Source organism: Thermomonas aquatica (genome assembly GCF_006337105.1).
GTDB lineage: Bacteria > Pseudomonadota > Gammaproteobacteria > Xanthomonadales > Xanthomonadaceae > Thermomonas > Thermomonas aquatica.
Genome location: NZ_CP040871.1, coordinates 1,847,420 through 1,871,914, shown reverse-complemented (window position 1 = coordinate 1,871,914; position 24,495 = coordinate 1,847,420). Strand labels below are relative to the sequence as shown.

General features: G+C 69.7%; 18 protein-coding genes. 11 read left to right on the top strand and 7 right to left on the bottom strand.

All coding sequences use genetic code 11. The annotated features are described in order from the left end of the window. The first annotated feature begins 67 nt into the window (after nucleotides 1-67). From glyQ to FHQ07_RS08855, 7 genes are read left to right on the top strand one after another with little or no spacing between them, the layout of a single operon-like run. A complete protein-coding gene (gene glyQ, locus FHQ07_RS08885; protein WP_139716468.1) occupies nucleotides 68-997 on the top strand; it encodes a glycine--tRNA ligase subunit alpha in 930 nt (309 codons plus the stop codon). Further along, nucleotides 994-1,629, top strand: a complete 636-nt coding sequence (locus FHQ07_RS08880) for a glutathione S-transferase family protein (protein WP_139716467.1) — start codon at nucleotides 994-996, stop codon at nucleotides 1,627-1,629. The genes glyQ and FHQ07_RS08880 overlap by 4 nt, the downstream gene beginning before the upstream one ends. Continuing rightward, nucleotides 1,626-1,958 carry a cupin domain-containing protein gene (locus FHQ07_RS08875; protein ID WP_139716466.1) on the top strand — a complete coding sequence of 111 codons (333 nt, stop codon included), beginning with the start codon at nucleotides 1,626-1,628 and terminating at the stop codon, nucleotides 1,956-1,958. Before FHQ07_RS08880 ends, FHQ07_RS08875 begins: the two co-directional genes overlap by 4 nt. Next, a complete protein-coding gene (gene glyS, locus FHQ07_RS08870; RefSeq protein ID WP_139716465.1) occupies nucleotides 1,955-4,096 on the top strand; it encodes a glycine--tRNA ligase subunit beta in 2,142 nt (713 codons plus the stop codon). Before FHQ07_RS08875 ends, glyS begins: the two co-directional genes overlap by 4 nt. A gap of 47 nt (nucleotides 4,097-4,143) precedes the next feature. After that, nucleotides 4,144-6,027, top strand: coding sequence for an autotransporter assembly complex protein TamA (locus tag FHQ07_RS08865; RefSeq protein ID WP_139716464.1), 1,884 nt, complete (start codon nucleotides 4,144-4,146; stop codon nucleotides 6,025-6,027). Further along, nucleotides 6,024-9,932, top strand: coding sequence for a translocation/assembly module TamB domain-containing protein (locus tag FHQ07_RS08860; protein WP_240703455.1), 3,909 nt, complete (start codon nucleotides 6,024-6,026; stop codon nucleotides 9,930-9,932). The genes FHQ07_RS08865 and FHQ07_RS08860 overlap by 4 nt, the downstream gene beginning before the upstream one ends. Nucleotides 9,933-9,934: 2 nt before the next feature. Beyond that, nucleotides 9,935-10,360 carry a pyrimidine dimer DNA glycosylase/endonuclease V gene (locus tag FHQ07_RS08855; RefSeq protein ID WP_139716463.1) on the top strand — a complete coding sequence of 142 codons (426 nt, stop codon included), beginning with the start codon at nucleotides 9,935-9,937 and terminating at the stop codon, nucleotides 10,358-10,360. A gap of 77 nt (nucleotides 10,361-10,437) precedes the next feature. Here FHQ07_RS08855 and FHQ07_RS14640 read toward each other — a convergent pair whose 3' ends face one another. Beyond that, nucleotides 10,438-12,336: a YadA-like family protein gene (locus FHQ07_RS14640; protein ID WP_139716462.1), complete on the bottom strand. Its 1,899-nt coding sequence runs from the start codon at nucleotides 12,334-12,336 to the stop codon at nucleotides 10,438-10,440. Nucleotides 12,337-12,483: 147 nt separating this feature from the next. Between FHQ07_RS14640 and FHQ07_RS08845 the strand changes: the two genes are divergently transcribed. Next, nucleotides 12,484-13,041, top strand: coding sequence for an ECF-type sigma factor (locus FHQ07_RS08845; RefSeq protein ID WP_168191524.1), 558 nt, complete (start codon nucleotides 12,484-12,486; stop codon nucleotides 13,039-13,041). Further along, nucleotides 13,038-16,007, top strand: coding sequence for a serine/threonine-protein kinase (locus tag FHQ07_RS08840; protein WP_139716460.1), 2,970 nt, complete (start codon nucleotides 13,038-13,040; stop codon nucleotides 16,005-16,007). The genes FHQ07_RS08845 and FHQ07_RS08840 overlap by 4 nt, the downstream gene beginning before the upstream one ends. A 58-nt stretch (nucleotides 16,008-16,065) precedes the next feature. On the opposite strand, the gene FHQ07_RS08835 is transcribed toward FHQ07_RS08840, so the two are convergent. The 3 genes from FHQ07_RS08835 to FHQ07_RS08825 all read right to left on the bottom strand — a co-directional run bounded on the left by FHQ07_RS08835 (nucleotide 16,066) and on the right by FHQ07_RS08825 (nucleotide 20,264). Further along, entirely contained in the window at nucleotides 16,066-17,316 is a 1,251-nt protein-coding gene (locus FHQ07_RS08835; RefSeq protein ID WP_139716459.1) for a hypothetical protein, read from the bottom strand. Nucleotides 17,317-17,364: 48 nt separating this feature from the next. Continuing rightward, complete coding sequence (gene mnmG, locus FHQ07_RS08830; RefSeq protein WP_139716458.1) at nucleotides 17,365-19,254, bottom strand: tRNA uridine-5-carboxymethylaminomethyl(34) synthesis enzyme MnmG; 1,890 nt, start codon at nucleotides 19,252-19,254, stop codon at nucleotides 17,365-17,367. Between the two features lie 410 nt (nucleotides 19,255-19,664). Further along, nucleotides 19,665-20,264, bottom strand: a complete 600-nt coding sequence (locus FHQ07_RS08825; protein WP_139716457.1) for a hypothetical protein — start codon at nucleotides 20,262-20,264, stop codon at nucleotides 19,665-19,667. A 120-nt stretch (nucleotides 20,265-20,384) separates the two neighbouring features. Here FHQ07_RS08825 and FHQ07_RS08820 point away from each other — a divergent pair, with 120 nt between their 5' ends. Both FHQ07_RS08820 and FHQ07_RS08815 read left to right on the top strand, forming a co-directional pair. Beyond that, nucleotides 20,385-21,368 (top strand): pyridoxal-phosphate dependent enzyme, encoded by a 984-nt coding sequence (locus tag FHQ07_RS08820; RefSeq protein ID WP_139716456.1) that lies wholly within the window; start codon nucleotides 20,385-20,387, stop codon nucleotides 21,366-21,368. Next, nucleotides 21,365-21,805 carry a ketosteroid isomerase-related protein gene (locus tag FHQ07_RS08815; RefSeq protein WP_139716455.1) on the top strand — a complete coding sequence of 147 codons (441 nt, stop codon included), beginning with the start codon at nucleotides 21,365-21,367 and terminating at the stop codon, nucleotides 21,803-21,805. Before FHQ07_RS08820 ends, FHQ07_RS08815 begins: the two co-directional genes overlap by 4 nt. A gap of 12 nt (nucleotides 21,806-21,817) precedes the next feature. On the opposite strand, the gene FHQ07_RS08810 is transcribed toward FHQ07_RS08815, so the two are convergent. From FHQ07_RS08810 to bioH, 3 genes are read right to left on the bottom strand one after another with little or no spacing between them, the layout of a single operon-like run. Further along, nucleotides 21,818-22,810: a multidrug resistance efflux transporter family protein gene (locus FHQ07_RS08810; protein WP_139716454.1), complete on the bottom strand. Its 993-nt coding sequence runs from the start codon at nucleotides 22,808-22,810 to the stop codon at nucleotides 21,818-21,820. Next, the gene (gene bioC, locus FHQ07_RS08805; protein WP_139716453.1) at nucleotides 22,807-23,730 is read right to left on the bottom strand and encodes a malonyl-ACP O-methyltransferase BioC; all 924 of its coding nucleotides are present in this window, start codon (nucleotides 23,728-23,730) and stop codon (nucleotides 22,807-22,809) included. Before bioC ends, FHQ07_RS08810 begins: the two co-directional genes overlap by 4 nt. Next, nucleotides 23,727-24,494: a pimeloyl-ACP methyl ester esterase BioH gene (gene bioH, locus FHQ07_RS08800; RefSeq protein WP_139717981.1), complete on the bottom strand. Its 768-nt coding sequence runs from the start codon at nucleotides 24,492-24,494 to the stop codon at nucleotides 23,727-23,729. Before bioH ends, bioC begins: the two co-directional genes overlap by 4 nt. Nucleotide 24,495 lies beyond the last annotated feature (1 nt).

Below are 24,495 nucleotides of genomic sequence, written 5' to 3'. Positions count from 1 at the left end.
AAGGCGGGCGCGGGCTTCAAAACAAGCGCCCGTATACTAGCGGGCCCTGTTGCAAAGCCTAGCCTGCATGGCCGTCGCACTGCCCCCGACCGGTATTACCTTCCAGCAGCTCATCCAGCGCCTGAACGCCTACTGGGCGGAGCAGGGCTGCGTGCTGATCCAGCCGCTCGACCTCGAGGTCGGCGCCGGCACCTTCCACCCGGCGACCTTCCTGCGCGCGCTCGGCCCGGAGCCGTGGAATGCCGCCTACGTGCAGCCCTGCCGCCGGCCGACCGACGGCCGCTACGGCGAGAACCCCAACCGCCTGCAGCGCTACTACCAGTACCAGGTGGCGATGAAGCCCTCGCCGGACAACATCGTCGAGCTGTACTTCGACTCGCTGAAATCGCTCGGCATCGATCCGCTGGTGCACGACCTGCGCCTGGTCGAGGACAACTGGGAAAGCCCGACCCTCGGCGCCTGGGGCCTGGGCTGGGAAGTGTGGCTGAACGGCATGGAAGTCACCCAGTTCACCTACTTCCAGCAGGCCGGCGGGCTGGAGTGCAGGCCGGTGCTCGGCGAGATCACCTACGGCCTCGAGCGCCTGTGCATGTACCTGCAGAACGTCGACAACGTGTTCGACATCGTCTGGACCTACGGGCCGGACGGCACGCCGGTCACCTACCGCGACGTCTACCACCAGAACGAAGTCGAGCAGAGCGCCTACAACTTCGAACATGCGGATGTCGCCGAACTGTTCCACCGCTTCGACGCCTGCGAGGCCGAGGCGTTCAAGCTGATCGAACTCGGCCTGCCGCTGCCTGCGTATGACCAGGTGTGCAAGGCCTCGCACAGCTTCAACCTGCTGGATGCGCGCCGCGCGATCAGCGTCACCGAACGCCAACGCTACATCCTGCGCGTGCGCAAGCTGGCGCAGGCGGTGGCGGAAGCGTATTTCGCCCAGCGCGAGAAGCTCGGCTTCCCGGGCCTGAAGCACACGCAGGCCGCAGCCGCATGATCCTGATCGGCATGTACGACTCGTCGTACACCCGCCGCGTGGCGATCGCGATGGCGCTGTACGGCATGCCGTTCGAGCACCGCGCCTGGTCGGTCGGCAAGGACTTCGACCGCATCCGCGAATACAGCCCGCTCGGCCGCGCGCCGACCCTGGTGCTGGACGACGGCGAAGTGCTGACCGAGTCGGCAATGATGCTGGACTACCTCGACGACGTGGTCGGCCCGCAGCGCGCGCTGATGCCGGCCACCGGCCTTGCCCGCCGCGACGCGCAGCGGCTGATCGCGCTGGCCACCGGCGCCATCGACAAGGCGGTGCTGATCGTGCTCGAGCGGATCTTCCGCCCGGTCGAGATGCACAGCGAGCCGTGGCTGTCGCGCTGCCGGGTGCAGGTCGCAGGCGCGCTGGACGCGCTCGAGAACGCCTGCGCCGCGCGCGCCGGCCGCGACTGGCTGATCGGCGACGCGATGACCCATGCCGACATCGCCGTGGCCTGCTTCACCACCCACCTGCGCGAAGCGCTGCCGCTGGAGCTCGCGCCCTGGCCCGCGCTGCAGGCGCATGTCGGGCGCTGCGAGGCCTTGCCGGTGTTCCGCCGGCACTACCTCCCGTTCGATCCGCCGGTGCCGGCATGAGCGCGCGTTTCGCGCCTGCCGAGGCACTGGCCGCGCTCGCGGCACAGCCGGGTGCAGCGCCGTTCCGCGAACTGTTCGCGCACGGCACGCTGTCGGTGGAAATCTACAGGCCGGTCGGCGAAGACCGGCAGCAAGCGCACGCTCGCGACGAGGTCTACGTGGTGATCGCCGGCAGCGGCGATTTCATCTGCGGCGGCGAACGCCGAGCATTCGTCGCCGGCGAACTGCTGTTCGTGCCGGCCGGCGTCGCGCACCGCTTCGAACATTTCAGCGACGACTTCAGTACCTGGGTCGTGTTCTACGGGCCACAGGGCGGCGAGACTGCATGAACAAGATGAATCCCCTACTGATCGAACTCGGCACCGAGGAATTGCCGGTCAAGGCGCTGCCCGGCCTCGCGCAGGCGTTCTTCGACGGCGTGGTCGCCGCGCTGGACAAGCGCGGCGTGGCGATCGAGCCCGGCGATGCCAAGCCGCTGTATTCGCCGCGCCGGATCGCGGTGCTGCTGCCGGGCGTCGCCACCGAGCAGCCGGAACAGAAGTCCGAAGTGCTGGGCCCGTACCTCAACATCGCGCTGGATGCCGAAGGCAAGCCGACCAAGGCGCTGGAAGGCTTCGCCGCCAAGGCCGGGGTCGACTGGACGCAGCTGGAAAAGACCAGCGACGCCAAGGGCGAGCGCTTCGTGCACCGCGCGGTGAAGCCCGGCGCGCAGACCGGCGAACTGCTGCAGGCGGTGCTCGACGAGGCGCTGGCCGGCATGCCGATCCCCAAGCCGATGCGCTGGGGCGACCATCCCTACGGGTTCGCCCGCCCGCTGCACTGGCTGGTGGCATTGTTCGGCGACGATGTGGTCGGACTGGAAGCGCTGGGCATCCGCGCCGGCCGCAACAGCCGCGGCCATCGCTTCATGCACGACAAGCCGGTGTGGGTGCAGCGCCCCGGGGATTACCTCGATGCCCTGCGCGCCGCGCACGTGCTGGTCGATCCCGACGCACGCCGCGCGCGCATCGTCGCCGAAGTCGAAGGCGCGGCGAAGGCCGCCGGCGGCAGCGCGCGGATCGACGAGGACAACCTGCAGCAGGTGAACTGCCTCAACGAATGGCCGGTGGCGGTGGCCTGCTCGTTCGAGCGCGAATTCCTCGGCGTGCCGCAGGAAGCGCTGGTCACCACCATGGAGACCAACCAGAAGTTCTTCCCGGTGCTCGACGACGGCGGCAGGCTGACCGAGCACTTCATCGGCATCGCCAACATCGAATCGAAGGATGAAAGCGAAATCCGCAAGGGTTATGAACGCGTCATCCGTCCGCGCTTCGCCGACGCCAAGTTCTTCTTCGACGAAGACCTGAAGCAGGGCCTCGAGGCGATGGGCGCGGGCCTCGCCACCGTGACCTACCAGGCCAAGCTCGGCAGCGTGGCCGACAAGGCGCAGCGGGTGGCCGCACTGGCGGAAGCCATCGCGCCGCAGGTCGGCGTGGATGCCGCACTGGCCAAGCGCGCCGCGCTGCTGGCCAAGAACGACCTGCAGTCGCGCATGGTCAACGAGTTCCCGGAACTGCAGGGCATCGCCGGCCGCTACTACGCGCAGCGCGCGAACGAGCCGGCCGAGGTCGCCCTCGCCATCGACGAGGCCTACCAGCCGCGCTTCGCCGGCGACGACATCGCGCTCTCCGGCGTGGGCAAGGTGCTGGCGATCGCCGAGCGCCTCGACACCCTGGCCGGCGGGTTCGCCGCGGGCCTGAAGCCGACCGGCAACAAGGATCCGTTCGCGTTGCGGCGCAATGCGCTGGGCTTGGCGCGGACGATTATTGAGAGTGGCTACGACCTCGATCTGACCATCTCGATCAGCGAAGCCGTTTCAGCGCAATCAGAAAACGCTTTGCGCGATCATTACGAAACTGGCCCACTCACTATCGATCAAGTCGAGCCGCGCAAAGCTCGCGCACGTGCCAAGATTGCGGACGATATTCGCGACTTCATCCTCGACCGCCTGCGCGGCTACTACGCCGACAAGGGCGTCCCGGGTTCGCACTTCAATGCCGTCGCCGAACTGAAGCCGAAATCGCTGTACGACTTCGACCGCCGCATCGATGCCATCGGCACCTTCGCCCAGTTGCCGGAAGCCGCCGCGCTGGCCGCCGCCAACAAGCGCATCGGCAATATCCTGAAGAAGGCCGAGGGCGAGATCCCCAACATCGAAGACCACGCCCTGCTCAGCGAACCGGCGGAACTCGCGCTGGCCGAAGCGGTGGAAGCGGTCTACGGCGAAACCGGCCACGCGCTGGCGCACGGCGACTACGTGGATGCGCTGGCCCACCTCGCCCGCCTGCGCCCGCAGGTGGATGCGTTCTTCGACAACGTGATGGTCAACGTCGACGATGCCGCGATCCGCAACAACCGCCTGGCCCTGCTCAAGCGACTCGCCGAACGCCTGGGCAGCGTGGCCGCGATCGAGCACCTCTCGGCCTGAGCCGCGAGGTTAATCGTCCGTTGACGCGGCATCGGTATCCTGCGCCGATGCCGCCTTTCGCCGCCCGCCTGCTGATCGCCATCGCCTGCGGCGCGCTGGCGTTGCCGGCGAGGGCCGCCATCGTCACCCGCGTCGAGATCGCCGGCCTCGAACACGATGCGCCGATGGCGGAGAACGTGCGGGTCTCGCTGTCGCTCAGCGACGCGGTCGGCAAGGACCTGTCCGCGCGCCGGCTCAACTACCTGCTGCGCGAGGCCGAGGCGGAAACCCGCGAGGCGCTGGAACCGTTCGGCTACTACTCGCCGACCATCGTCATCCAGCGCAGCGACCGCGACGCGCCTGAAGGCAGCGAAGACGCGGCCGCCGCTTCGACGCGCGCCGTCGCCACCGACGCGGAGGGCGACGGCAATGCCGAAGCCGGCCAGCGCAGCGCGCGTTCGCTGACCGTCAGCATCCGCATCGAACCCGGCACGCCGGTGCGGGTGCGCGGATGGAACGTCGGCGTCGAGGGCGGTGGCGGCGACGACCGCGACGTGCGCGCCGCGCTGGCCGGCTTCGCCCCGCGCAAGGGCGAGGTGCTCGACCACGCGCTGTACGAGGCGAGCAAGTCGAAGGTCGGCCGCGCGCTGGCCGGGCATGGCTATTTCGATGCCGATTTCGCCGCGCACCGGGTCGAGGTGACACGCGCCGAGTTCGCCGCCGACATCGACCTGCGCTGGACCAGCGGCGCGCGCTACACGCTGGGCGGGGCGACCTTCGCGCAGGCGCCGAAACCCATCATCCGCGACGCGCTGCTGCAGAAACTCGTCGGCTGGACGCCGGGCGAAGCCTACGACGACCGCGAACTGGAACGCCTGCGCCGTTCGCTGGTGGCGCTGGACTACTTCGGCCTGGTCGAGGTCCTGCCGCAGCCCGAGAACGCGAAAGACAAGGCGGTGCCGGTGCAGGTCAACCTGACCCCGGCGCCGCGCAGCATCTACACCGCCGGCGTGAACTACGGCACCCGCAGCGGCGCCGGCTTCAGCCTCGGCCTGGAACGCCGCTACCTCAACACCCGCGGCCACAAGGCGCTGGCGCAACTCGACTACGCCAACAAGCGCAAGGCCGCGACCGTGCAGTACCGCGTGCCGGCGTTCGCCTGGCTGGACGGCTGGTACACCGCCAGCCTGCAGGCGGCCGACGAACAGACCGACTCGCTGGACACGCGCCGGCTGGAGTTCGTCGCCAGCCGCAGCGGCCAGTACAACGACCACCTCAACCTGGTCGCGTCGCTGCACGTGCTGCGCGAACGCTGGTCGTACTTCACCCTCGACAGGCCCACGCTCGACTACCAGTACGCGAGCTTCGTGTTCCCCGAGCTGCGCGCGGAATACATCGACGTCGACGACCGCCTCGCCCCGCGCCGCGGCGCCGGCGGCACCCTGACCCTGCGCGGCGGCAAGGGCGGCGCGGACGGCGATGCGCGCTTCGTCCAGCTGCATGCCAGCGCGCAATGGTTCCACGGCTTCGATGCCGACAGCCGCTTGATCGTGCGCGGCGAGGCCGGGCATACCTTCACCGACACCCTGCTCGAGCTGCCGCCCAGCCTGCGCTACTACGCCGGCGGCGACCGCAGCGTGCGCGGTTACGGCTGGCGCGAGATCGGCCCGCGCATCCGCAACAGCGTCGGCGATTCCTATGCGCTGGGCGCGGCCAACGTGGTCACCGCCAGCGTCGAGTACGAGCGCTACTTCAAGGGCCCGTGGGGCGCGGCGGTGTTCGTCGACAGCGGCAGCGCGTTCGACGGCAAGCGTCCCGACATGCATACCGGCGTCGGCATCGGCCTGCGCTGGCGTTCGCCGGTCGGGCCGGTGCGCATCGATGTCGCGCGCGGGCTGAAAGCGCCGGATTCGCCGTTCACGATCCACCTCAACATCGGCGCCGACCTGTGAACTGGCGCGAACGCTACCGGCGCTTCCGCCGCTACGGCCTGGACCCGCTGCCGGACGACGCCGACGCTGCGCAACGCGAAGCGCGCATCGCCGAACTGCGCACGCTGCGCCGCAGGCGCCAGCGCAAGGTCGCGCTGCGCAGCGGCCTGGGCACGCTGGCCTTGGCCATCGGCGCCGCGTTGCTGTTGTACTGGCTGCTGATGACGATCGGCGGCCGCGACGTGCTGCTGCGGCAGATCGTGGCGCGCCTGCCCGCGGGCACCGAACTGACGTGGAGCTCCGCGCAAGGCCCGGCCTCCGGGCCGCTGGTGCTGCACGGCGTGCATTTCTCGATGCCGCGCCAGCGCGATCCCGACTGCACGCCCACGCCGACTGCCAGCTGCGCGATGGGGCGGATCGTGTTCGATGCGAAGACGGTCGTGCTGGATCCCGCGATCCGTCCGTTGCTCGGCAAGCGCCTGCGGCTGGATGCGCTGGACGTGACCGAGGCGACGCTCGACCTGCCGCGCAACGACAAGCCGTTCGAACTGCCGACCTGGCCCGACGTGCTGCCGGACATCGCGCCGCCGCTGGCGCTGCAGTCCGACGCCATCCGCATCGACGGCTTGAAGGTGGTGCAGGAAGGCGAGGCCTTGATCGACATCCGCCGCGCGCGCGGCGGACTGGATGCGGCGCCCGGTTCGCTGCACATCGAACATCTCGCCGTCGACAGCGACCGCGGCCGCATCAACCTGCATGGCGATTACCTGCCGCGCGAGAACTTCCGCAGCGACCTGCTCGCCACCGCGGTACTGCCGGCGCCGGCCGGGCAGACCGCGCCGCGGATCGGCCTGCTCGCGCGCGGCGACCTGTCGCGGATGGACGTGGCCGTCGGCGGTCGCGCACCCGCGCCGTTGCGGGCCACGCTCACCCTGCGCGGCGATGAAGACGCACCGCGCTGGCTGTTGCATGCCAACAGCGAAGCCCTGGATCTCGGCCTGCTGACTGGCAGCGGCGAAACGTCCACGCCGCTTGCCTTCAACCTGACGGCCGACGGCATCGGCGGCAACGCGAACCTGCGCGGCACGGTGACGCAAGGCGACTTCGCCGCCACCCTGCAACCGTCGAAACTGGCGCTGGACGACAAGGTGCTGCGCCTGCAGCCGCTGGTGCTGGACGTGTTCGACGGCCGCGTCACCACCAACGGCACCGCCGACCTGCGCGACCCGAAGGCTTCATCGCTGAAGTTCGCGGTCAATGCCCGCGGCCTGCGCTGGCACGGCGCCGACGGCAAGACGATGGTCGGCGGCGATGCGGATTTCGGCATCGCCGGCAAGCCGGAACATTGGGCGGCGATCGGCGAGGCGACCCTGCAGCGCGGCAAGGACACCGCGAATGTCGTGTTCGACGGCATCGGCGACCGCGCCGGCGTGCGCGTGCGCAAGCTGCAGGCCACGATGCCGCAGGGCCGGCTGGATGCGACCGGCAACCTGGCATGGACGCCGGCCCTCGCATGGAAGGCGAACGCCACCCTGGCCGGCTTCGACCCGGGCTATTTCGTCCCGGACTGGCCGGGCGCGATCAACGGCCGCATCGCAAGCGATGGCAAGTTGCGCGACAACGGCACGCTGCTCGCGCATGTTGAAGCGCGCGAGCTCGGCGGCAAGTTGCGTGGCCGCGCGCTCGGCGGCCGCGGCACGTTCGATATCGATGGCGACAATTACAGCGGTGACGTCGCCTTGTCGCTCGGCGCCAGCCGCATCGATGCGCGCGGCAAGATCGCCAGCAACATCGAGGTCGATGCCAACCTCACGCCGCTGCAGTTGAACGACCTGCTGCCGGACGGCCGTGGCCTCGTGCGCGGCACGCTCAGGCTGCGCGGCGCGCGCAATGCGCCGGATGTCGACGCCGACCTGCGTGGCGACGGCGTGGCCTTCGGCGAGTACCGCGCCGATCGCTTCGTCGCCAAAGGCCGGCTGCCCTGGCGCAATGGCAGCGGCGCGCTCGCCATCGATGCGCAAGGCCTGCAGCTCGGCCTGCCGCTGAGCGCGTTGCACGCGAACCTGCGCGGCGCGGTGGAACGCCTGCAGTTCGATGCCGAGGCGAACAGCGATCTCGGTGCGCTCGCCCTGCGCGGCAACGCGGACAAGCAGGGCGCGCGCTGGCAGGGGGCGCTGGCTGCGCTGCAATTCGACCCGGCCAGGGGTGCGGCGTGGACCCTGCAACAACCGGCGCGCTGGTCGTGGGATGGCAACAGCGGCGCGTTGTCGCGCGCCTGCCTGCGGTCGAATGCCGGCGGCGAACTGTGCGCGGATGCCGACTGGCCGCGGCGCGGGCTGAACCTGCAGGGCGCGCAACTGCCGCTGGCGCTGCTGGTGCCGTACCTGCCGGAACGCGAGGACGGCCGCCCGTGGCTGCTCAATGGCAATGCCGACCTCGTCGCCCGCATCGCGCCCGCGGGCAATGCCTGGCGCGGCAGCGCAACCATCACTTCCGCGAGCGGCGGCTTGCGCAACAGCGCGCGGTCGCGCCGCGACCTGATCGGTTATCGCGACCTCAAGCTCGATGCCGCGTTCGATCCGCAACGCGTCACCGCCACCCTCGGCGCGGTGTTCAACGACGACGGCCGCATCGATGCGCGCATCGCCACCGGTTGGGACGACTACGCGCCGCTGTCCGGCGAGGTCAAGGTCAACACCGACGAACTGACCTGGATGGAATTGTTCTCGCCGGACATCGTCGAGCCGACCGGCCGCCTGGAGGCCGACTTGCGGCTTGCCGGCACCCGTGCGGCGCCGGCCATCGGCGGCGAAGGCCACCTGCAGGACTTCGCCACGGAACTGCCGGCGCTCGGCATCGCCCTGCGCGAGGGCGACGTGCGCCTGCAGGCGCAGGCCGACGGCAACGCGCGGATCGTCGGCCGCGTGCGCTCCGGCGACGGCACCCTGGATGTCGATGGCACCCTGGGCTGGCGCAACCAGGACACGCCGCTGGTGCTGAACCTGCGCGGCGAGAACGTGCTGGTCGCGGAGACCCGGCAGTTGCGCGCGGTGGCGAATCCCGACGTGGTGGTGCGCTACCGCGCCGGCCAGCCATTGCAGGTCAGCGGCACGGTCACCGTGCCGGAGGCCGACATCAACCTGGAGCGCCTCGACGAAGGCGTGTCGACATCGGATGACGTGGTGGTGCTGGACCCGGTCGATCCGAAACGCAGCACGCCGAACACGCTGGACCTCGACCTCGCGCTGGTGATGGGCAAGGACGTCAACATCAAGGGCTTCGGCCTGACCGGCACGCTTGGCGGCAGCCTGCGCGTGCGTGCGGTACCGGGACGCGAGATGCGCGGCACCGGCGCACTGGACGTGGGCGGGCGCTACACCGCCTATGGCCAGCGCCTGCAGATCACCCGCGGCCGCCTGTTGTGGTCGAACACCCCGGTCGGCGATCCGCTGCTCGACATCCGCGCCGAACGCGAGGTGGGCGAAGTCACCGCCGGCATCCGCGTCGAAGGCCGTGCCTCCGCGCCGCGCGCCACCGTGTATTCCGATCCGGCCAAGACCGAGTCCGAAGCGCTGGCCTACCTCACCCTCGGCCGCCCGCTGTCCAGCCTGAGCGGCGACGAAGCGCGGCAACTCGGCGCGGCGAAATCCGCACTCAACGCCGGCACCGGATTGCTCGCCGCCGAACTCGGTTCGCGCATCGGCCTGGACGATGCCGGCGTGGTCGAATCGCGCGCGCTGGGCAGCGACGTGCTCAGCGTCGGCAAATACCTGTCGCCGAAACTCTACGTCGGCTACGGCGTGTCCCTGCTCGGCACCGGCCAGGTGCTGATGCTGAAATACCTGCTGCGCAAGGGCTTCGACATCCAGATCGAATCCAGCACGGTGGAGAACCGCGCCTCGGTCAACTGGCGCAAGGAGAAGTAACGATGCGCCTGTGGTCGCTGCATCCGCGCCACCTCGATCCGCAAGGGCTGGTCGCGCTGTGGCGCGAAGGCCTGCTCGCCCGTGCGGTGCTGCACGAGCAAACCCGCGGCTACCGCAACCACCCGCAACTCGACCGCTTCATGGCGCATCCGCAACCGAAGCGCGCGATCGATGCCTATCTCGCGGTGGTGCAGGAAGAAGCGACCGCGCGCGGCTACAACTTCGACCGCGGCAAGCTGGGCCGCATCCATCGCGTCGCACCCATCGCGGTGGAACGCGGCCAGCTCGCACACGAACGCATGCACCTGCTGGCGAAGCTGGCCTTGCGCAATCCGCCACTGCACGAACGCTGGCGCGAGGATGCCTTCGACGTGCATCCGCTGTTCGAAGCAGTCGACGGCGGTATCGCGGCCTGGGAACGGCCCTGATTCGCGGCACCGCCTGATTCCGCAAACGAAAACGGCGCGGTTGCCCGCGCCGTTCCCTTTTGCATCATCGAAACGGATTACAGGTCGAAGCCGAAGCCGCCGCCCACCGAAGACTCGCCGCTGCTGAAGCTCGCGCCCAGCGAGAACGAGGCGCGGTCGCCGAGGCGCTTGCCGTAGCCGATCGACACCGCACCCTGGCTGCCCTGCGCACCGACACCGATCGCGATGCGGCCCTTGCTGCCGCTGCCGTTCGCCGCGTTCACCGCCATGTGGGTCATCGCGCTGCCCATCGCGCCGATCTGGTCGATGCGCTTGTCGGTCTGCGCGAAACGACGGTCGACCTGCTGCTGGTACTGGGTGAAGGTGTCGTTCCACGCTGCGAACTTGGCATCGGTGTACGACTTCGCCGAGGTCAGGGTCTGCGTGGCGGTGGTGTCGGTGTAGGCCTTCGAGGCGGTCAAGGTCGCGGCATCGCCGGTATTGGCATGCGCCTTGGCGGCGGCGAGGGTTGCTGCGTCGCCGGTGTCCGCATGGCTATTCGCCGCGGCCAACGTGGAGGCATCGCCGGCATCGGCGTAATCCTTGGCCGCGTCGAGGGTCGCCGCATCACCGGCTTCCACCATCGCCGCCACCTGGGTCATGTCGGCATCCTGGCCGGCCGGGCCCTGCGGGCCCATCGGGCCTTCATTACCCTGCGGGCCTTGCGGACCGGCGGGACCCTGGTCGCCTTGCGGGCCGGCCGGACCAGCGGGACCTTGGTCGCCTTGCGGACCCGTTGGACCGGTTGGACCTTGCGGGCCACTCGGACCTGCCGGACCTTGCGGCCCGGTCGGACCCGTCGGTCCCTGGGGACCCGCCGGACCGGCCGGGCCCTGCGGACCACCGACATTCGCGGCCAGCTGGGTCAACCTGGTGTCCACGGCGGCGAAGGCGGCCCCCACGTTGTTGTAGCTGGTGCCCTGGATGGTGAACGTCGGCGCGCTGAACACGCCGCCGGTGAAGGTCGCGCCACCGCCCATCCATGTCGCCAGCATGCGCAGCTGGCGCACGTTGACCGCATCGAAATCCTCGGTGCCGTCGGCCAGGTGGATGATCTGGTGCTCGCCGCCGGTCTTGCCTACCGCGACAGAGAAATTGCGGTCGGCGATGGCCTGGTAGCCGATCGCGGTGCTGCCGGCGTTCAGCGCCTGCGCCCCGTTTCCGAATGCGCTGCTGAAGGCGCCCTCTGCGTTGTTCCCGTAACCGAACGCACTGCTGTTGGGGCCACTGGCGGTATTGCGGTAGCCGAACGCGCTGCCACCGCCGCCCGCGGTATTGAAGTAGCCGAAGGCGCTGCTTTCGGTGCCAGTGCTGGTGTTGTCGTAGCCGAAGGCGCTGCTGTTGTCGCCATTGGTGCTGTTGCTGTAACCGAACGTGTTGCTGTTGGCGCCAATCGCGGTGTTCCAGTAGCCGAAGGCGTTGCTTTGTGCGCCGCTCGCGGTGTTCCTGTAGCCGAAGGCATTGCTGTAGTCGTGGTTCGCAGAGTTGAAATTGCCGACAGCGCTGCTGTGACTCCCAAGAATGAACCCGCCCACCGTCGCTCCCGCCGAATTGTTGTTGCCGATGGCTACGGCTTGGTAAGACAACGTGTAGTTGCCCCAGCCCATTGCCGTGCTTTCAGCGAAATTCGATGTGTTGCCGATGCCGAAGGCAATACCTTGCGAGTCATTTACGCTGTTGAACGCGCCGAAAGCGACACCGTCGCTGCTGTAGACCGTGTTCTCTCGGCCGATGGCGACCGATGTCGGGGTGCAGGTGGCGTTGTCCGTGCCGAATTCGATGCCGGCATTCGTATCCAGGCTCGGATCCAGATTGCCGCCGCCGTCCTTGCAGGGATCGTCCGCGGCCATTGCAGGCAAGGCCGTCGCTGCCAGCAGCGCGCATAGCGCCAACGCCAGGCGGGACGGAGCGGGACGGGCATTTCGATCGTTACGCATGGTGGTTCCCCTTGCTATGTCAGGTCGTGGACGCCGCGCGGAATGCGCGCTTATCCCTCCATGCGCAGAAAGCCGGCAAATCCCGACATGGCCCCGACATCGGCCCCGCTGCGGCTATGCTTGGCCGGTCCCACCCCCGGACTGCTCATGGACGATCCCTCCGTCACCCAGTGGTTGCACCGCGCCCGCGATGGCGAGGCGGAGGCCCTGGGCCGCGCCTACGCGGCGGCCTACCAGGACCTGAAGCAGACCGCGCACGCGCAGCTGCGGCGCGGCGGCAACGGGCTGGACACCACCTCGCTGGTCAACGAGACCTACCTCAAGCTGGCGCGCAGCGACGGCTTCCAGCCGCAGGACCGCAAGGCGCTGATGGCGCTGTCCGCGCACGCGATGCGGCAGGTGCTGGTCGACCAGGCGCGCATGCAGCTGGCCGACAAGCGCGGCGGCGGCGCGGCGGCGGTGACCCTGCATACCGGCCTGGCGGACGTGGCGCCCGCCGCACTGGACGTGCTGGAACTGCATGACTTGCTCTCATCGCTGGCGCATGCCGACGCGCGCGCGGCCGAAGGCGTGGAGTTGCGCTGCTTCGGCGGTTACACCGAGCCGGAGATCGCCGACATCCAGGGCGTCACCGAACGCACCGTGCAGCGCGACTGGCGCAAGGCGCGCGCGTTCCTGATGTCGCAACTGACGGGACACGCATGAGCCAGGATCCGGCCCGCCTGCAGCGGGCGTTGCAGCTGTTCGACGACGCACTGGATCAACCCGCCGACACGCGCGATGCCTGGCTGGCACACGCCTGCGCCGGCGATGCCGAACTGCTGGCGCAGGTGCAGGCGATGCTGGCCGCCGACGCCGGCGACGACCACGACCCGATCAGCCCGAAGCTGGCGGCCTTGCGCGAAGACGCGGCCGATCCCGCGGAGCTGCCCGACGGCACCCGCATCGGTCCGTGGGAAGTGCGCGGGGTGCTCGGCCGCGGCGGCATGGGCGCGGTGTACCGGGTGGCGCGCGTCGATGGCGCCTACGACCGCGAGGCCGCGCTCAAGCGCATCCGCATCGGCCTGGACAGCACGCTGGCGCGCCAGCGCTTCCTGCGCGAGCGGCAGATCCTCGCCCGCCTGCAGCATCCGCATATCGCCGGCCTGCTCGATGGCGGCGTCGACGAACACGATGCGCCGTACTTCGTCATGCCGCGGGTCGACGGCGAGCGCATCGACCGCTGGTGCGACGCGCGCCTGCTGGACGTGCGCGCACGCGTGCGCCTGCTGCTGCAAGTGCTGGACGCGGTCGCCTTCGCGCATCGGCAACTGGTGGTGCATCGAGACCTGAAGCCGTCGAACATCGTGGTCGATGCCGGCGGCCATGCGTTCCTGCTCGACTTCGGCATCGCCAAGTTGATGGAGGAAGACGGCGCCGGCCACACCCGCACCGGCGAACGCGCGTTCACTCCGGAATACGCCTCGCCGGAACAGCTGCATGGCGAGCCGGTGTCCACCGCCACCGATCTCTACCAGCTCGGCGTATTGCTGTACGCCTTGCTGGCGCAGGCGCATCCGTACGGCCTCACCGGCGACACCCCGTTGCGCACGCGGCTGTCGCGCATGGACGGCGATCCGCAGCCGCTGTGGAACGCCGCGCTGCAATCCTCGACCGACGATGCCGCCACGCGCGGCAGCACGCCGTCGACACTGGCGAAGCAATTGCGTGGCGACCTGTCCGCGATCGCGCAACGTTGCCTCGCGTCCGATGCGACGCAGCGCTACGGCAGTATCGATGCACTTCGCGCGGACCTGCTGGCGTGGCTGGACGGCAAGCCGGTGTCAGCGCGCGCGCCGACCGCGCGCTATCGCATCGGCCGCTTCATCCGCCGCAACAAACTCGCGGTCGGGGCCGCCGCGGCAGTCTTGGTCGCACTGTGCGCGGGCCTCGGCGCATCGCTGTGGCAAGCGCGCGAGGCACGCCTGCAGGCGCAGCGCGCCGACGTGGTGAACCGCTACCTGGTCGACGTGTTCCGCAGCATCGACCCCGATGAAGGCTTGGGCCCGAATGCGACCGCGCGGCAATTGATCGATCTGGGCGTGGCGCGACTGGATCGCGGCGAACTGCGCGGCCAACCCGCTGCGGAGGGCAAGCTGCGGCTGACCTTGGCCGACAGCTACGTCGCGCTGGGCGAATACCCGAAAGCCGATGCGGAACTCGTGCGCGCGCTCGCCTTGCTGCCGCCGGCACGCGCGGACGACATCCTTCAGGCGCGCTTCCGCCAAGGCGAACTGAAACTCGAAACCGAAGACCTCGATGGCCTCCAGCACACACTGGACGAGAACGATGCGTGGCTGCGCACGCATGCGTCGGCCTTGTCCGAACCCGAGGTCAACGCTGCGCAACTCCAGATGCAGCGTGCCAAGCTGCTGGCCCACCGCGAGCGCTACGAGGAGGCCGGGAAACTCGCACGTGGCGCATGGCAACGCATCCGCAAGGCGCGTGGCGACGACGATGCATATACCCGTTCGATGCTGATCGAATACAGCGTGATCCTGGCCGATACCGGCGAGTTCGGGAACGCCGCAGCGCTGGCGAAAACCGTGGTCGACGGCATCCGTCGCGCCCGGCCGCTCAACGAGTTCGCGCTGGCGACTGCCCTGCACAACCGCGCGGTCTACCTCAACCGTGCCGGCAACACGGACCAGGCGATCGCCACGATGCGCGAGGCCTTGGGGATCCGCCGCCGCCGCTTGCCGGAGACGCATCCCTTCCTTGCGGTCAGCATCGGCGAGCTGGCGGTCATGCTGGAATCCACCAGTCGCATGCGGGAGGCGCTGCCGCTGCACGCGGAGGCGGTGGCGATCATGCGCAAGCAGCCGCCCGGCAGCGAATACGACCTGGGCTTGCGGCTCAACAACTGGGGCGTGGCCTGCTACAACCTTGGCGACATGGCCTGCGCAAGGGCGAAGATCAACGACGCAATCGAGGTCTGGGCAAAGGCATTGCCGGCCGACCACAGCAGCTTGCTCACTGCGCGAAGCAGTCTTGCCGCGTTGTACAGCCGCAACGGCGAGCTGCGCCTGGGTGAAGCACAGCTGCGCCAGGTCATTGCCGCGCTCGAAGCCGTTGCCACTGCGAAGCCGAGCGCGAACAGCATTTCCGCGCTGTCGAGTGCGCGCAACGAACTCGCCGACAACCTGCTCAGCCAACACCGCAATGCCGAAGCGTTGGCGCTGTCGCGGATGCGTTGGCGGGAGCTGCAGGCCAACGGCAATCCGGGCGAGACCGCCGCCGGCGCACTGGCGATGCTGGCGCTGGCCGAACTCGCCAACGGCCTTGCGCAACCGGCCTTGGCGCATGCGCGCAGCGCAGCGGAAAAAGCACACGCAGAATCCCCCGACAGCCGCCGCGAAGGCTACGCCCTGATGACGCTGGCACGCGCGCAACTGGCCACGGGCAATGCGGTCGCCGCGGCCACGCAGGCGCGCAAGGCCATCGCGATGTTCACCGCTGCGCTCAGCGCCGACCATCTCAACACCGGGCTGGCGCGCGGCGTGTTGGGCCGCGCATTGCTGGCGCAGCGCCAGCAGGCGGAAGCACGCAAGGAACTGGATGCCGCCATCGTCATCCTGGCCGACAAGGCCGCGTGGCTGCCGGAACTGGCGGAGTTGCGCCGGCTACATTGAGGCCATCGCCGGTAGATTCAGCGCGGCTGCCCCACCACGCAGGCGGGAACCCGCCGCTTCAGCGGGTGACCTGCGCACCTTGCAAATGCGCCACGCCATCGATGCTGTCGGTCCATGCCAGCCATGCGCCACTCGCGTTGACTGCCAGCTTCGGCGTGCCGCTGGCATGGCCGCGGCCCTGCAGCTTCGCCACTTCGATGCGCTGCAGTTGTTTCGACAGGTCGGGTGTGTAGCGCGCCAGCATCAGCGTTTGCCCGCTGGCGTCCTCGCGCAGCCACGCGACCCAGGCCTGCCGGTCGTCGACGGCGACATCCACGTGACCCAGCACCGCCGCGCCCCTGTCCACCACCACCGGCGCGGCGAAGGCATCGCCGGCATCGGTACTGCGCGCGATGCGCAACGCGGGTTCGCCGCCGGCCTCGCTGTACCAGCCGACGATGGCGGTGTTGCCCTGCGCTGCGATCGCCGGCCCGTTGACCGGGCAGGCTTCGGTCTTCCAGCCGTCCGCATGCACCGGTTTCGGCGCGCTCCACTTGCCGGCCTCGAAGCGCAGCACCGCGATGTCGCGGATCTCGTTCGCATCGCGGTCGCGGTAGGCCAGCAGCGGCCCCTTGTCGGTGACCGCGACATCGGTCTGGCAGCAATCGCAGGTCGCCGTGTCGAGCTGTGCATCGGCACTGCGATTCAGGCTCATGTCGAACGCGTTCGCGCGCAGCTGCATCGCGCCGCCGCCATGGTGGCCTTCGCTCTGCGCCTGCGCGCGGCCATCGAGCCAGGCGATGCCCAGCGTGTCCACGCCCGCCGGCCACAGCGCGGCGAAACCGTGTTCGGCCGCCAGCCCATCGTCGTTGACCCGGGTGACCTGCTCCCAACGCATGCCGCCGTCGCGCGAACGCGCCAGCACGGTGTCGTAGCCGCTCGGGCTGCCTTCGCTGCTCTGCAGCCATTGCGTCCACAGCGCGCCGTCGGCGGTGGCCAGGATGTGCGGCGTGTCCGCCCAGTTCGCGACCAGTGCATGGCCCACCGCGATCGTGCGCGGCTGGCTTTGCCAACCGCCCTCGTCGGTATAGCTGGAGAATTGCAGCGCGTTGCGGCGGCCATCCTGGCGGTTGATCCAGCTCAGCAGCAGGCGGCCACCCGGCGCGACGGCAAGATCGGGCGACATCGAACCCGCGGCCGCGGGCAAGGGCCAGACCTCGACCCGGTAATCGCCGTTCGGATTGGCGGCTGGCGGGGCCGCGGATTCGCGCTTGCACGCGACCAGCGCGGAGAGGGCCATGACGATGGCGAATGCGATGCGCGTTTTCATCCGCGCAGGATACGCCTCTGCCGCGGACGGGAACGTCGACCGCGTTGGTCAGGCGGCGCGTTCGCGGCGCTGGCGTTCCAGGTGCACCAGCAGCAGCGAAATCGCCGCCGGTGTCATGCCCGGGATGCGTTGCGCCTGGCCCACCGTCTGCGGACGCACGCGTTGCAGTTTCTGCAGCGCCTCCGCGGACAGGCCATGCACCAGCGCGTAGTCGAAGCCGTCCGGGATCGCGGTGGTTTCGTTGCGCCGCTGGCGCGCGATCTCGTCGCGCTGGCGGTCGAGGTAGCCGGCGTACTTGGTCTCGATCTCGACCTGCTCGGCCACCTTGGCATCGTCCACGCCCGGGCCGAGCGCCGGCACCCGCATCAGGCTGGCGTAATCCAGTTCGGGCCGGCACAGCAGGTCGATCGCATTCGCCTCGCGGGTGACCTCGACGCCGGCGTGTTCCGCCAGCGCCGCACCCAGCGCATTGTTCGGCGCCGCCCACAGCGCCGACAGGCGCGCGGTTTCGGCGATGACCGCCTCGCGTTTGCGCGAGAACGCGGCCCAGCGCGCGTCGTCGACCAGGCCCAGCTCCCGCCCGACCGGCGTCAGGCGCGCATCGGCATTGTCCTCGCGCAGCTGCAGCCGGTATTCGGCGCGGCTGGTGAACATGCGGTAGGGCTCGCTGGTGCCCTGGGTGATCAGGTCGTCGACCAGCACGCCGAGGTAGGCCTCGTCGCGGCGCGGCGACCACGCCTCCTGCTGCCGCACGAAGCGCGCGGCATTGACGCCGGCCAACAGGCCCTGCGCCGCGGCTTCCTCGTAACCGGTGGTGCCGTTGATCTGCCCGGCGAAGAACAGCCCGGCCACCGCTTTCGTTTCCAGCGAACTCTTCAGCCCGCGCGGATCGAAGAAGTCGTATTCGATGGCGTAACCGGGCCGGGTGATGTGGGCGTTTTCGAAACCGATGATGCTGCGCACCAGGTCCAGCTGCACGTCGAACGGCAGCGAGGTGCTGATCCCGTTCGGATAGATCTCGGTGACGGACAGGCCTTCGGGTTCCACGAAGATCTGGTGGCTGGCCTTCTCGGCGAAACGCACCACCTTGTCCTCGATGCTCGGGCAGTAGCGTGGGCCGATGCCCTCGATCTGCCCCGAATACAGCGGCGAACGATGCAGCGCATCGCGGATGAGCTGGTGGGTGCGTTCGGTGGTGTGGGTGATCCAGCAACTCACCTGCGCCGGATGGTCGGCGTCGCTGCCCATGAACGACATCACCGGGCGCGGATCGTCGCCGGGCTGTTCGTCCATCTTCGAATAGTCGAGGGTGCGGCCGTCGATGCGCGGCGGCGTGCCGGTCTTCAGCCGGTCCACCACGAAGCGGCCTTCGCGCAGCTTGTGGGCGAGCGCGGTCGATGGCGGATCGCCCATGCGCCCGGCGGCGTACTGGGTCTCGCCGATGTGGATCTTGCCGGCGAGGAAGGTGCCGGCGGTCAGCACCACCGTAGGCGCGCTGAAGCGCAGGCCGGTGTTGGTGATCGCGCCGCGCACGGCCTCGCCTTCGATGACGAGATCGTCGACCGCGGCCTGGAACACCGTGAGGTTCGGCTGGTGCTCGACCGCGTTGCGGATGTAGGCGCGGTACAGCGCGCGATCCGCCTGGCAGCGCGTCGCACGCACCGCGGGACCCTTCGAGGCATTGAGCGTGCGCCACTGGATGCCGGCGGCGTCCGCGGCCTTGGCCATGATCCCGCCGAGCGCGTCGATTTCCTTGACCAGGTGGCCCTTGCCGATGCCGCCGATGGCGGGATTGCAGCTCATCGCGCCGACGGTCTCGATGCTGTGGCTGAGCAGCAAGGTGCGCGCACCGGCGCGCGCGGCCGCGAGCGCGGCCTCGGTGCCGGCATGGCCGCCGCCGATCACGATCACGTCGAAGTTGTAGAAGGATTCGCTCATTGCGGGCGCATTCTAGTCCCGTTGCCGGTCAGGCCCTTGCTGAACGACCGACATGGTTGGCACGGTTCCTGCGATAACTCCAGCAGCACTCGACGTGGCAGCGCGCAAGCGCCGCGACCGGACTGAACAGGGGCCGGTACTGCGCACGCCGAGGACGCTCGAGGGCCGAATGTCGGGGGACATTCGGCCCTCACTTTTTTCGGCGCGTTCGTTTCGGGATTTCGGCGACCAGCGGCGATGCGCTGGTGGCGGGAAAGAAGTGCCGGCGACTGCAGGGGTGACGGAACAGGGGGGATCCGGAGGTCCCCACAGGTCGCCGGCGGTGACGAGCTTACTCGCTTCGAACTCCGGTGTGACGCATTTGGTCAGGTGCGGGCCGACAAGCGGTCACAGTGTGACGCACATCACGTTCATTCGTCGGCGGAAGAACCGCCCTTCGCACCGCGGATCGCACGGCCCATGCGCGAACCGCCGCCGTCATCACTGCGCATGCGCGGCATCGGCGAGGCGATCGAAGGTTGCTCGCGCTGCGGGCCGGACATCATCGGCATCGGCATGGGCATCCGCTGCCGGCGCGCGCGCGGCCGCGCATCGTCATCGCCATCCGGCGCAATCCGCTCGCCGGGCGGGACCAAGCTGCCGAGGTCGCGCCACGGCGGCCTGCGCTCGGCGCGGTCGCCATGGTGGCCGTCGTCGCCATCGTCGTCGTGCCCATCATGGTTCGGGCGCGGGTGCGGCCGGTACCACCAGCTGCCGCCGCCATAGGGATAGCCGTAGTAACCGTACGGATTGGCGTAGACCAGCCGCCCGTAACGGTCGTAGTAATAGCCGGGCGCGTAGCTGCCATAGCCGATCCCGCCGAAATAGCCGTACGCGCCGTGGTAGCGGTACTCCGTCCGCGGCTGGCCGTAGTAGTAATCGCCGCCGTCGCCATCGCGATAGGCGTAATCGGTCGCGCAGCCGGCCAACATGGCGGCGGCCAGGGCGGAAAGCAGGTAGTTGCGCAACATGGCGTGGTTCCCCCGTGTAGACCCGTGCAGCTTCGATCCGGCGCATTGAATCCGTGCTTAATCCGCGCCGGACGCAGCATCGCACGCTGAACCATTCATCGCCTGCGCTAGCATGCGCCGATGACGACGCTTCCGATGCCGGGTTTCGCCGAAGTGCTTGCCGCCGCCGCGCGGATCGCCGGCCACGCACACGCCACCCCGACCATTGCCTCGCGGGCGCTGGACGCCGAAACCGGCGCGCGCCTGCAATTCAAGTGCGAGCATTTGCAGCGGATCGGCGCGTTCAAGTTCCGCGGCGCCTGCAACGCGGTGTGGTCGCTGGATGAGGCGAGCGCCGCGCGCGGCGTGGTCACCCACTCCTCCGGCAACCATGGCGCGGCGCTCGCGCTCGCCGCCCGCGGCCGCGGCATTCCCTGCCACGTGGTGGTGCCGGAAGGCGCGGTGCGCGCCAAGCTGGCCGCGATCGCGGCGTATGGCGCGATCCTGCATCCCTGCGCCGCGAGCATCGCCGCCCGCGAGGCGGTGTGCGCGCAGGTCCTGGCCGATACCGGCGCGACCCTGGTGCATCCCTACACCGATCCGCGGGTCATCGCCGGGCAAGGCACCGCCGCACTGGAATTGCTGACCGCGCATCCCGACCTCGAGGCGCTGGTGGTGCCGCTGGGCGGCGGCGGGCTGGCCGCCGGCACGGCGCTGGCGATGCGCGCGCTGGCGCCGCACTGCCGGCTCTATCTGGCCGAACCCAGCGGCGCCGCCGATGGCGCGCGTTCCTTCGCAACCGGCGTGCTCGACCACGACTTCGTGCCGGACACGATCTGCGACGGCTTGCGCGGCACCCTCGGCGCGATCAATTTCGGGATCCTGCGCACTGCCGGCGCGCAGGTGCTGACCGTCGACGACAGGCAGGTCGTGGCGGCGATGCGCCTGGCATGGACCCGCACCAAGCAGCTGGTCGAACCCTCGTCCGCGACCGCGCTGGCCGCGGTGCTGGCGCATCGTCCATTGTTCGAGGGGCGCCGGGTCGGCATCATCCTCTCCGGCGGCAACGTCGACCTCGACGCACTGCCGGAATTGTTCGCCATCGCCAGGGAAGCGCAGCCATGAAAATCGACGGCACCCGCGCGCACGACCGCGCCACCGAACTGGTCCTGGCCTACTACGCCGCATTCAACCGCGGCGACTGGGCCGGCATGCAGGGATTGCTCGCCGACGACGTGGTCCACGACCTCAACCAGGGCCCGCGCGAAACCGGCAAGGCCGCGTTCGCCGCGTTCCAGCAGCGCATGGCGCGCTGTTATCGCGAGCAGTTGCGCGACGTGGTGGTGATGGCCTCGCCGGACGGCGCGCGCGCCGCCGCCGAGTACATGGTGCACGGCGAATATCTCGAAGCCGACGACGGCCTGCCGCCCGCGCACGGGCAGGCCTATGTGCTGCCCGGCGGCGCGTTCTTCGACATCAAGTTCGACCGAGGCGGCGCCGGCCTGATCGCGCGGGTGACCAACTACTACAACCTGGAAGACTGGCTGGCGCAGGTGCGCTGAAGCCGCGCCGGCTCAGTTCCCGCGATCGGACCGCAACGCTTCCGCCTCGCGCGCGCTGCGTCGCGCATCGTGCGCCACGATCCAGGCGAACAGGACGATGCCGGCCACCACCAGCGCAGCGCCGGCAAGCGCCTGGCCGCGCGGCCAGGCTTCGCCCAGGAACAGCGCGCCGAGCATGGCCGCGAACAGCACTTCCGCGGCCTGCATCGCTTCGGCCGCACCGAGCGCGGTGGCGTTGTCGCGAACCATGCCGGTGGCCTGGAAGAACAGGATGGTGGCGACCACGCCGGCACTGATCGCCACGCCCAGCGCCAACCCGACCTGCGATGCCGACGGCGGCCCCGCCTGCAACCACGCCCATGCCGACAACGCCAGCCACGCCGGCAGGCTGGCCAGGCTCAGGCCGAACACCCGCTGGGTCGCGTTGAGTTCGATACCACGGCGTTCCAGGTGCAGCAGCAGCCCGCGATTGCCGAGCGGATACGCGAACGCGCTGGCGACCACGCACAGCAGCGCGATCCACGCCTTGCGGTCGAGCGCGCCATGCGCATGGCCGAACTGCATCAGCAGCACGCCGGCGATGATCAGCACGCCCACCCCCAGCGCCGCGCGCGGGATGCGTGCGCGCGCATCGTCGTACAGCAGCGGCGCGCACAGCATGCCGGCCACCACCGTGGTCTGGAAACTCGCCGCGACCAGCCACGACGGCCCGCTCGCCGCGGCGTAGCTGAGCAGCATGTAGAACAGCACGAAGCCGATCCCGCTCCACAGCAGCCACGCGCCCGGCGCGGCGCGGATCGCCTTCGCCACCGGCGCGACGCCGCCCTGCCACGGCATCAGCGGCAACAGCAGCGGCAGCACGAACAGGTAACGCAGCGCCGCGGTCCACGCCCAGTGCCCGCCCTCGACCGCGGCGGCGCGGTTGAGCACGTAGGTCGCGGTGAAGAACAGCGCCGACAGCAGCGAGATGCCGACCGCCAGCAGCGCGCGGCGCGGCGCGCTCAACCGCGCCGCCGGATCGGGATGCGCGACAGCGGCACCGCGGTGACGTCGATGCCGCCTTCGCGGATCGGGGTGCCGGCTTCGGGCGCCCACGCCATCGCCGTGATGATTTCCCAGGTTGCCGGCAGGCCGTGCGCACCGCGATGCGCTTCATATGCGTCGGCCGCCGCGGCGAAACGCGCGCGTCCGGTCAGCGTGTGCCGGCGCGAGGCCAGCGCATTGGTCGCGCCGATCGCGCGCTGCTCGCGCATCAGCGCGGGCAGGTCTTGGTAATGCGTGGTTTCTTCTTCGCGGTCCAGCACCGGCTGGTGGAAGCCGGCGCGCACCAGCGCATCGCCGAAGCCGGCGATGTCGGCGAACGGGCTCACATGCGGCGCGTCGTCGGCGTGGGCGAAGGCCTCGCGCAGTTCCCACAGGGTTTCCGGGCCGAACGTCGAAACCAGCAGCAGGCCATGCGGCTTGAGCACGCGGCGGAAGCCGGCGAACAGCGCGTCGAGGTCCTCCACCCATTGCAGGCACAGGTTGGAGAACAGCACGTCGACCGAGGCATCCACCAGCGGCAGCGCGCGCGCGTCCGCGCACACCTGCGCCGGCCTGCGCGCGAAGGGGTTCGACAGCCATCCCGCCGAACGCTTCGCCGCCTCGCGCGCCTGCCGCAGCATCGGCCAGGCCAGGTCGAGCGAGACGAGCTCCGCCTTCGGCCAGCGCTTCTGCATCGCGATGCTGGCGCGGCCGGTGCCGCAGCCGAGGTCGAGCACGCGTTGCGGCGCCTCGCGCTTCAGCGCGGGATCGTCGAGGTAGTCCAGCGATTCCAGCAGCCGCGCTTCCACCGCGTGCTGCAGCCGCGCCGCGGCGTCGTAGCTGGCCGCCGAGCGCGAGAACGCGCGGCGCACCTGCCTGGCATCGAACAACGGCGCGCTCATGCGCCCTGCTCCGCAAGGAAGCCGAGCAGCGCGCCTGCGACTTCATCGGCATGGGTCAGGAACGGCGCATGCCCGGCGTGTTCGACCTGCACGAAGCGCGCGTCGGGCGCGATGTCGGCGGATGTCCGCATCGCCTGCGGATTCACCAGGCGGTCGCGGCGGCCGGCGATCCACAGGCTGGGCACGGAAAGCGCGGGCAACGCCGCGCGCAGGTCGCTGTCTTCCAGCACGCGCAGGCCTTCGGCCAGCACATGCGTCGCCGGTTCGCCGCGCGCCAGCACCGCGTCGCGCAGCATCCGCAATTCCTCGCGCATGTGGTCGGAGCCGAACGCTTCCAGCGCGATGAAGCGGTCGATGGTGCCGCGCCAGTCGTCGCGCAGGCCGGCGGCGAAACCCGCGAACACCTGCCGCGGCATGCCCTGCGGCCAGTCCTCGGCGACCACGAACTTCGGCGTGGCGCAGACCATCGCCAACGCCGGAATCCGTTCTGGATGTTTCGATGCCGCATGCAATGCGACCAGGCCGCCCAACGACCAACCGCACCACGGCGCATCCGGCACCGCGTCCAGCACCGCGCGCGCGAACGCCTCCAGTTGCAGCGGCACGCCGCAGTCGCGGTTGTGGCCATGGCCCGGCAGGTCGACCACGTGCAGGGTGCGCTGCGCGCGCAGCGCCTCGACCAGCGGCGCGAAGATCCCGCCGTGCATCGCCCAGCCGTGCAGCAGCACCAGCGGCGGACCGCTGCCGGCCACGTCCACGCGCAGG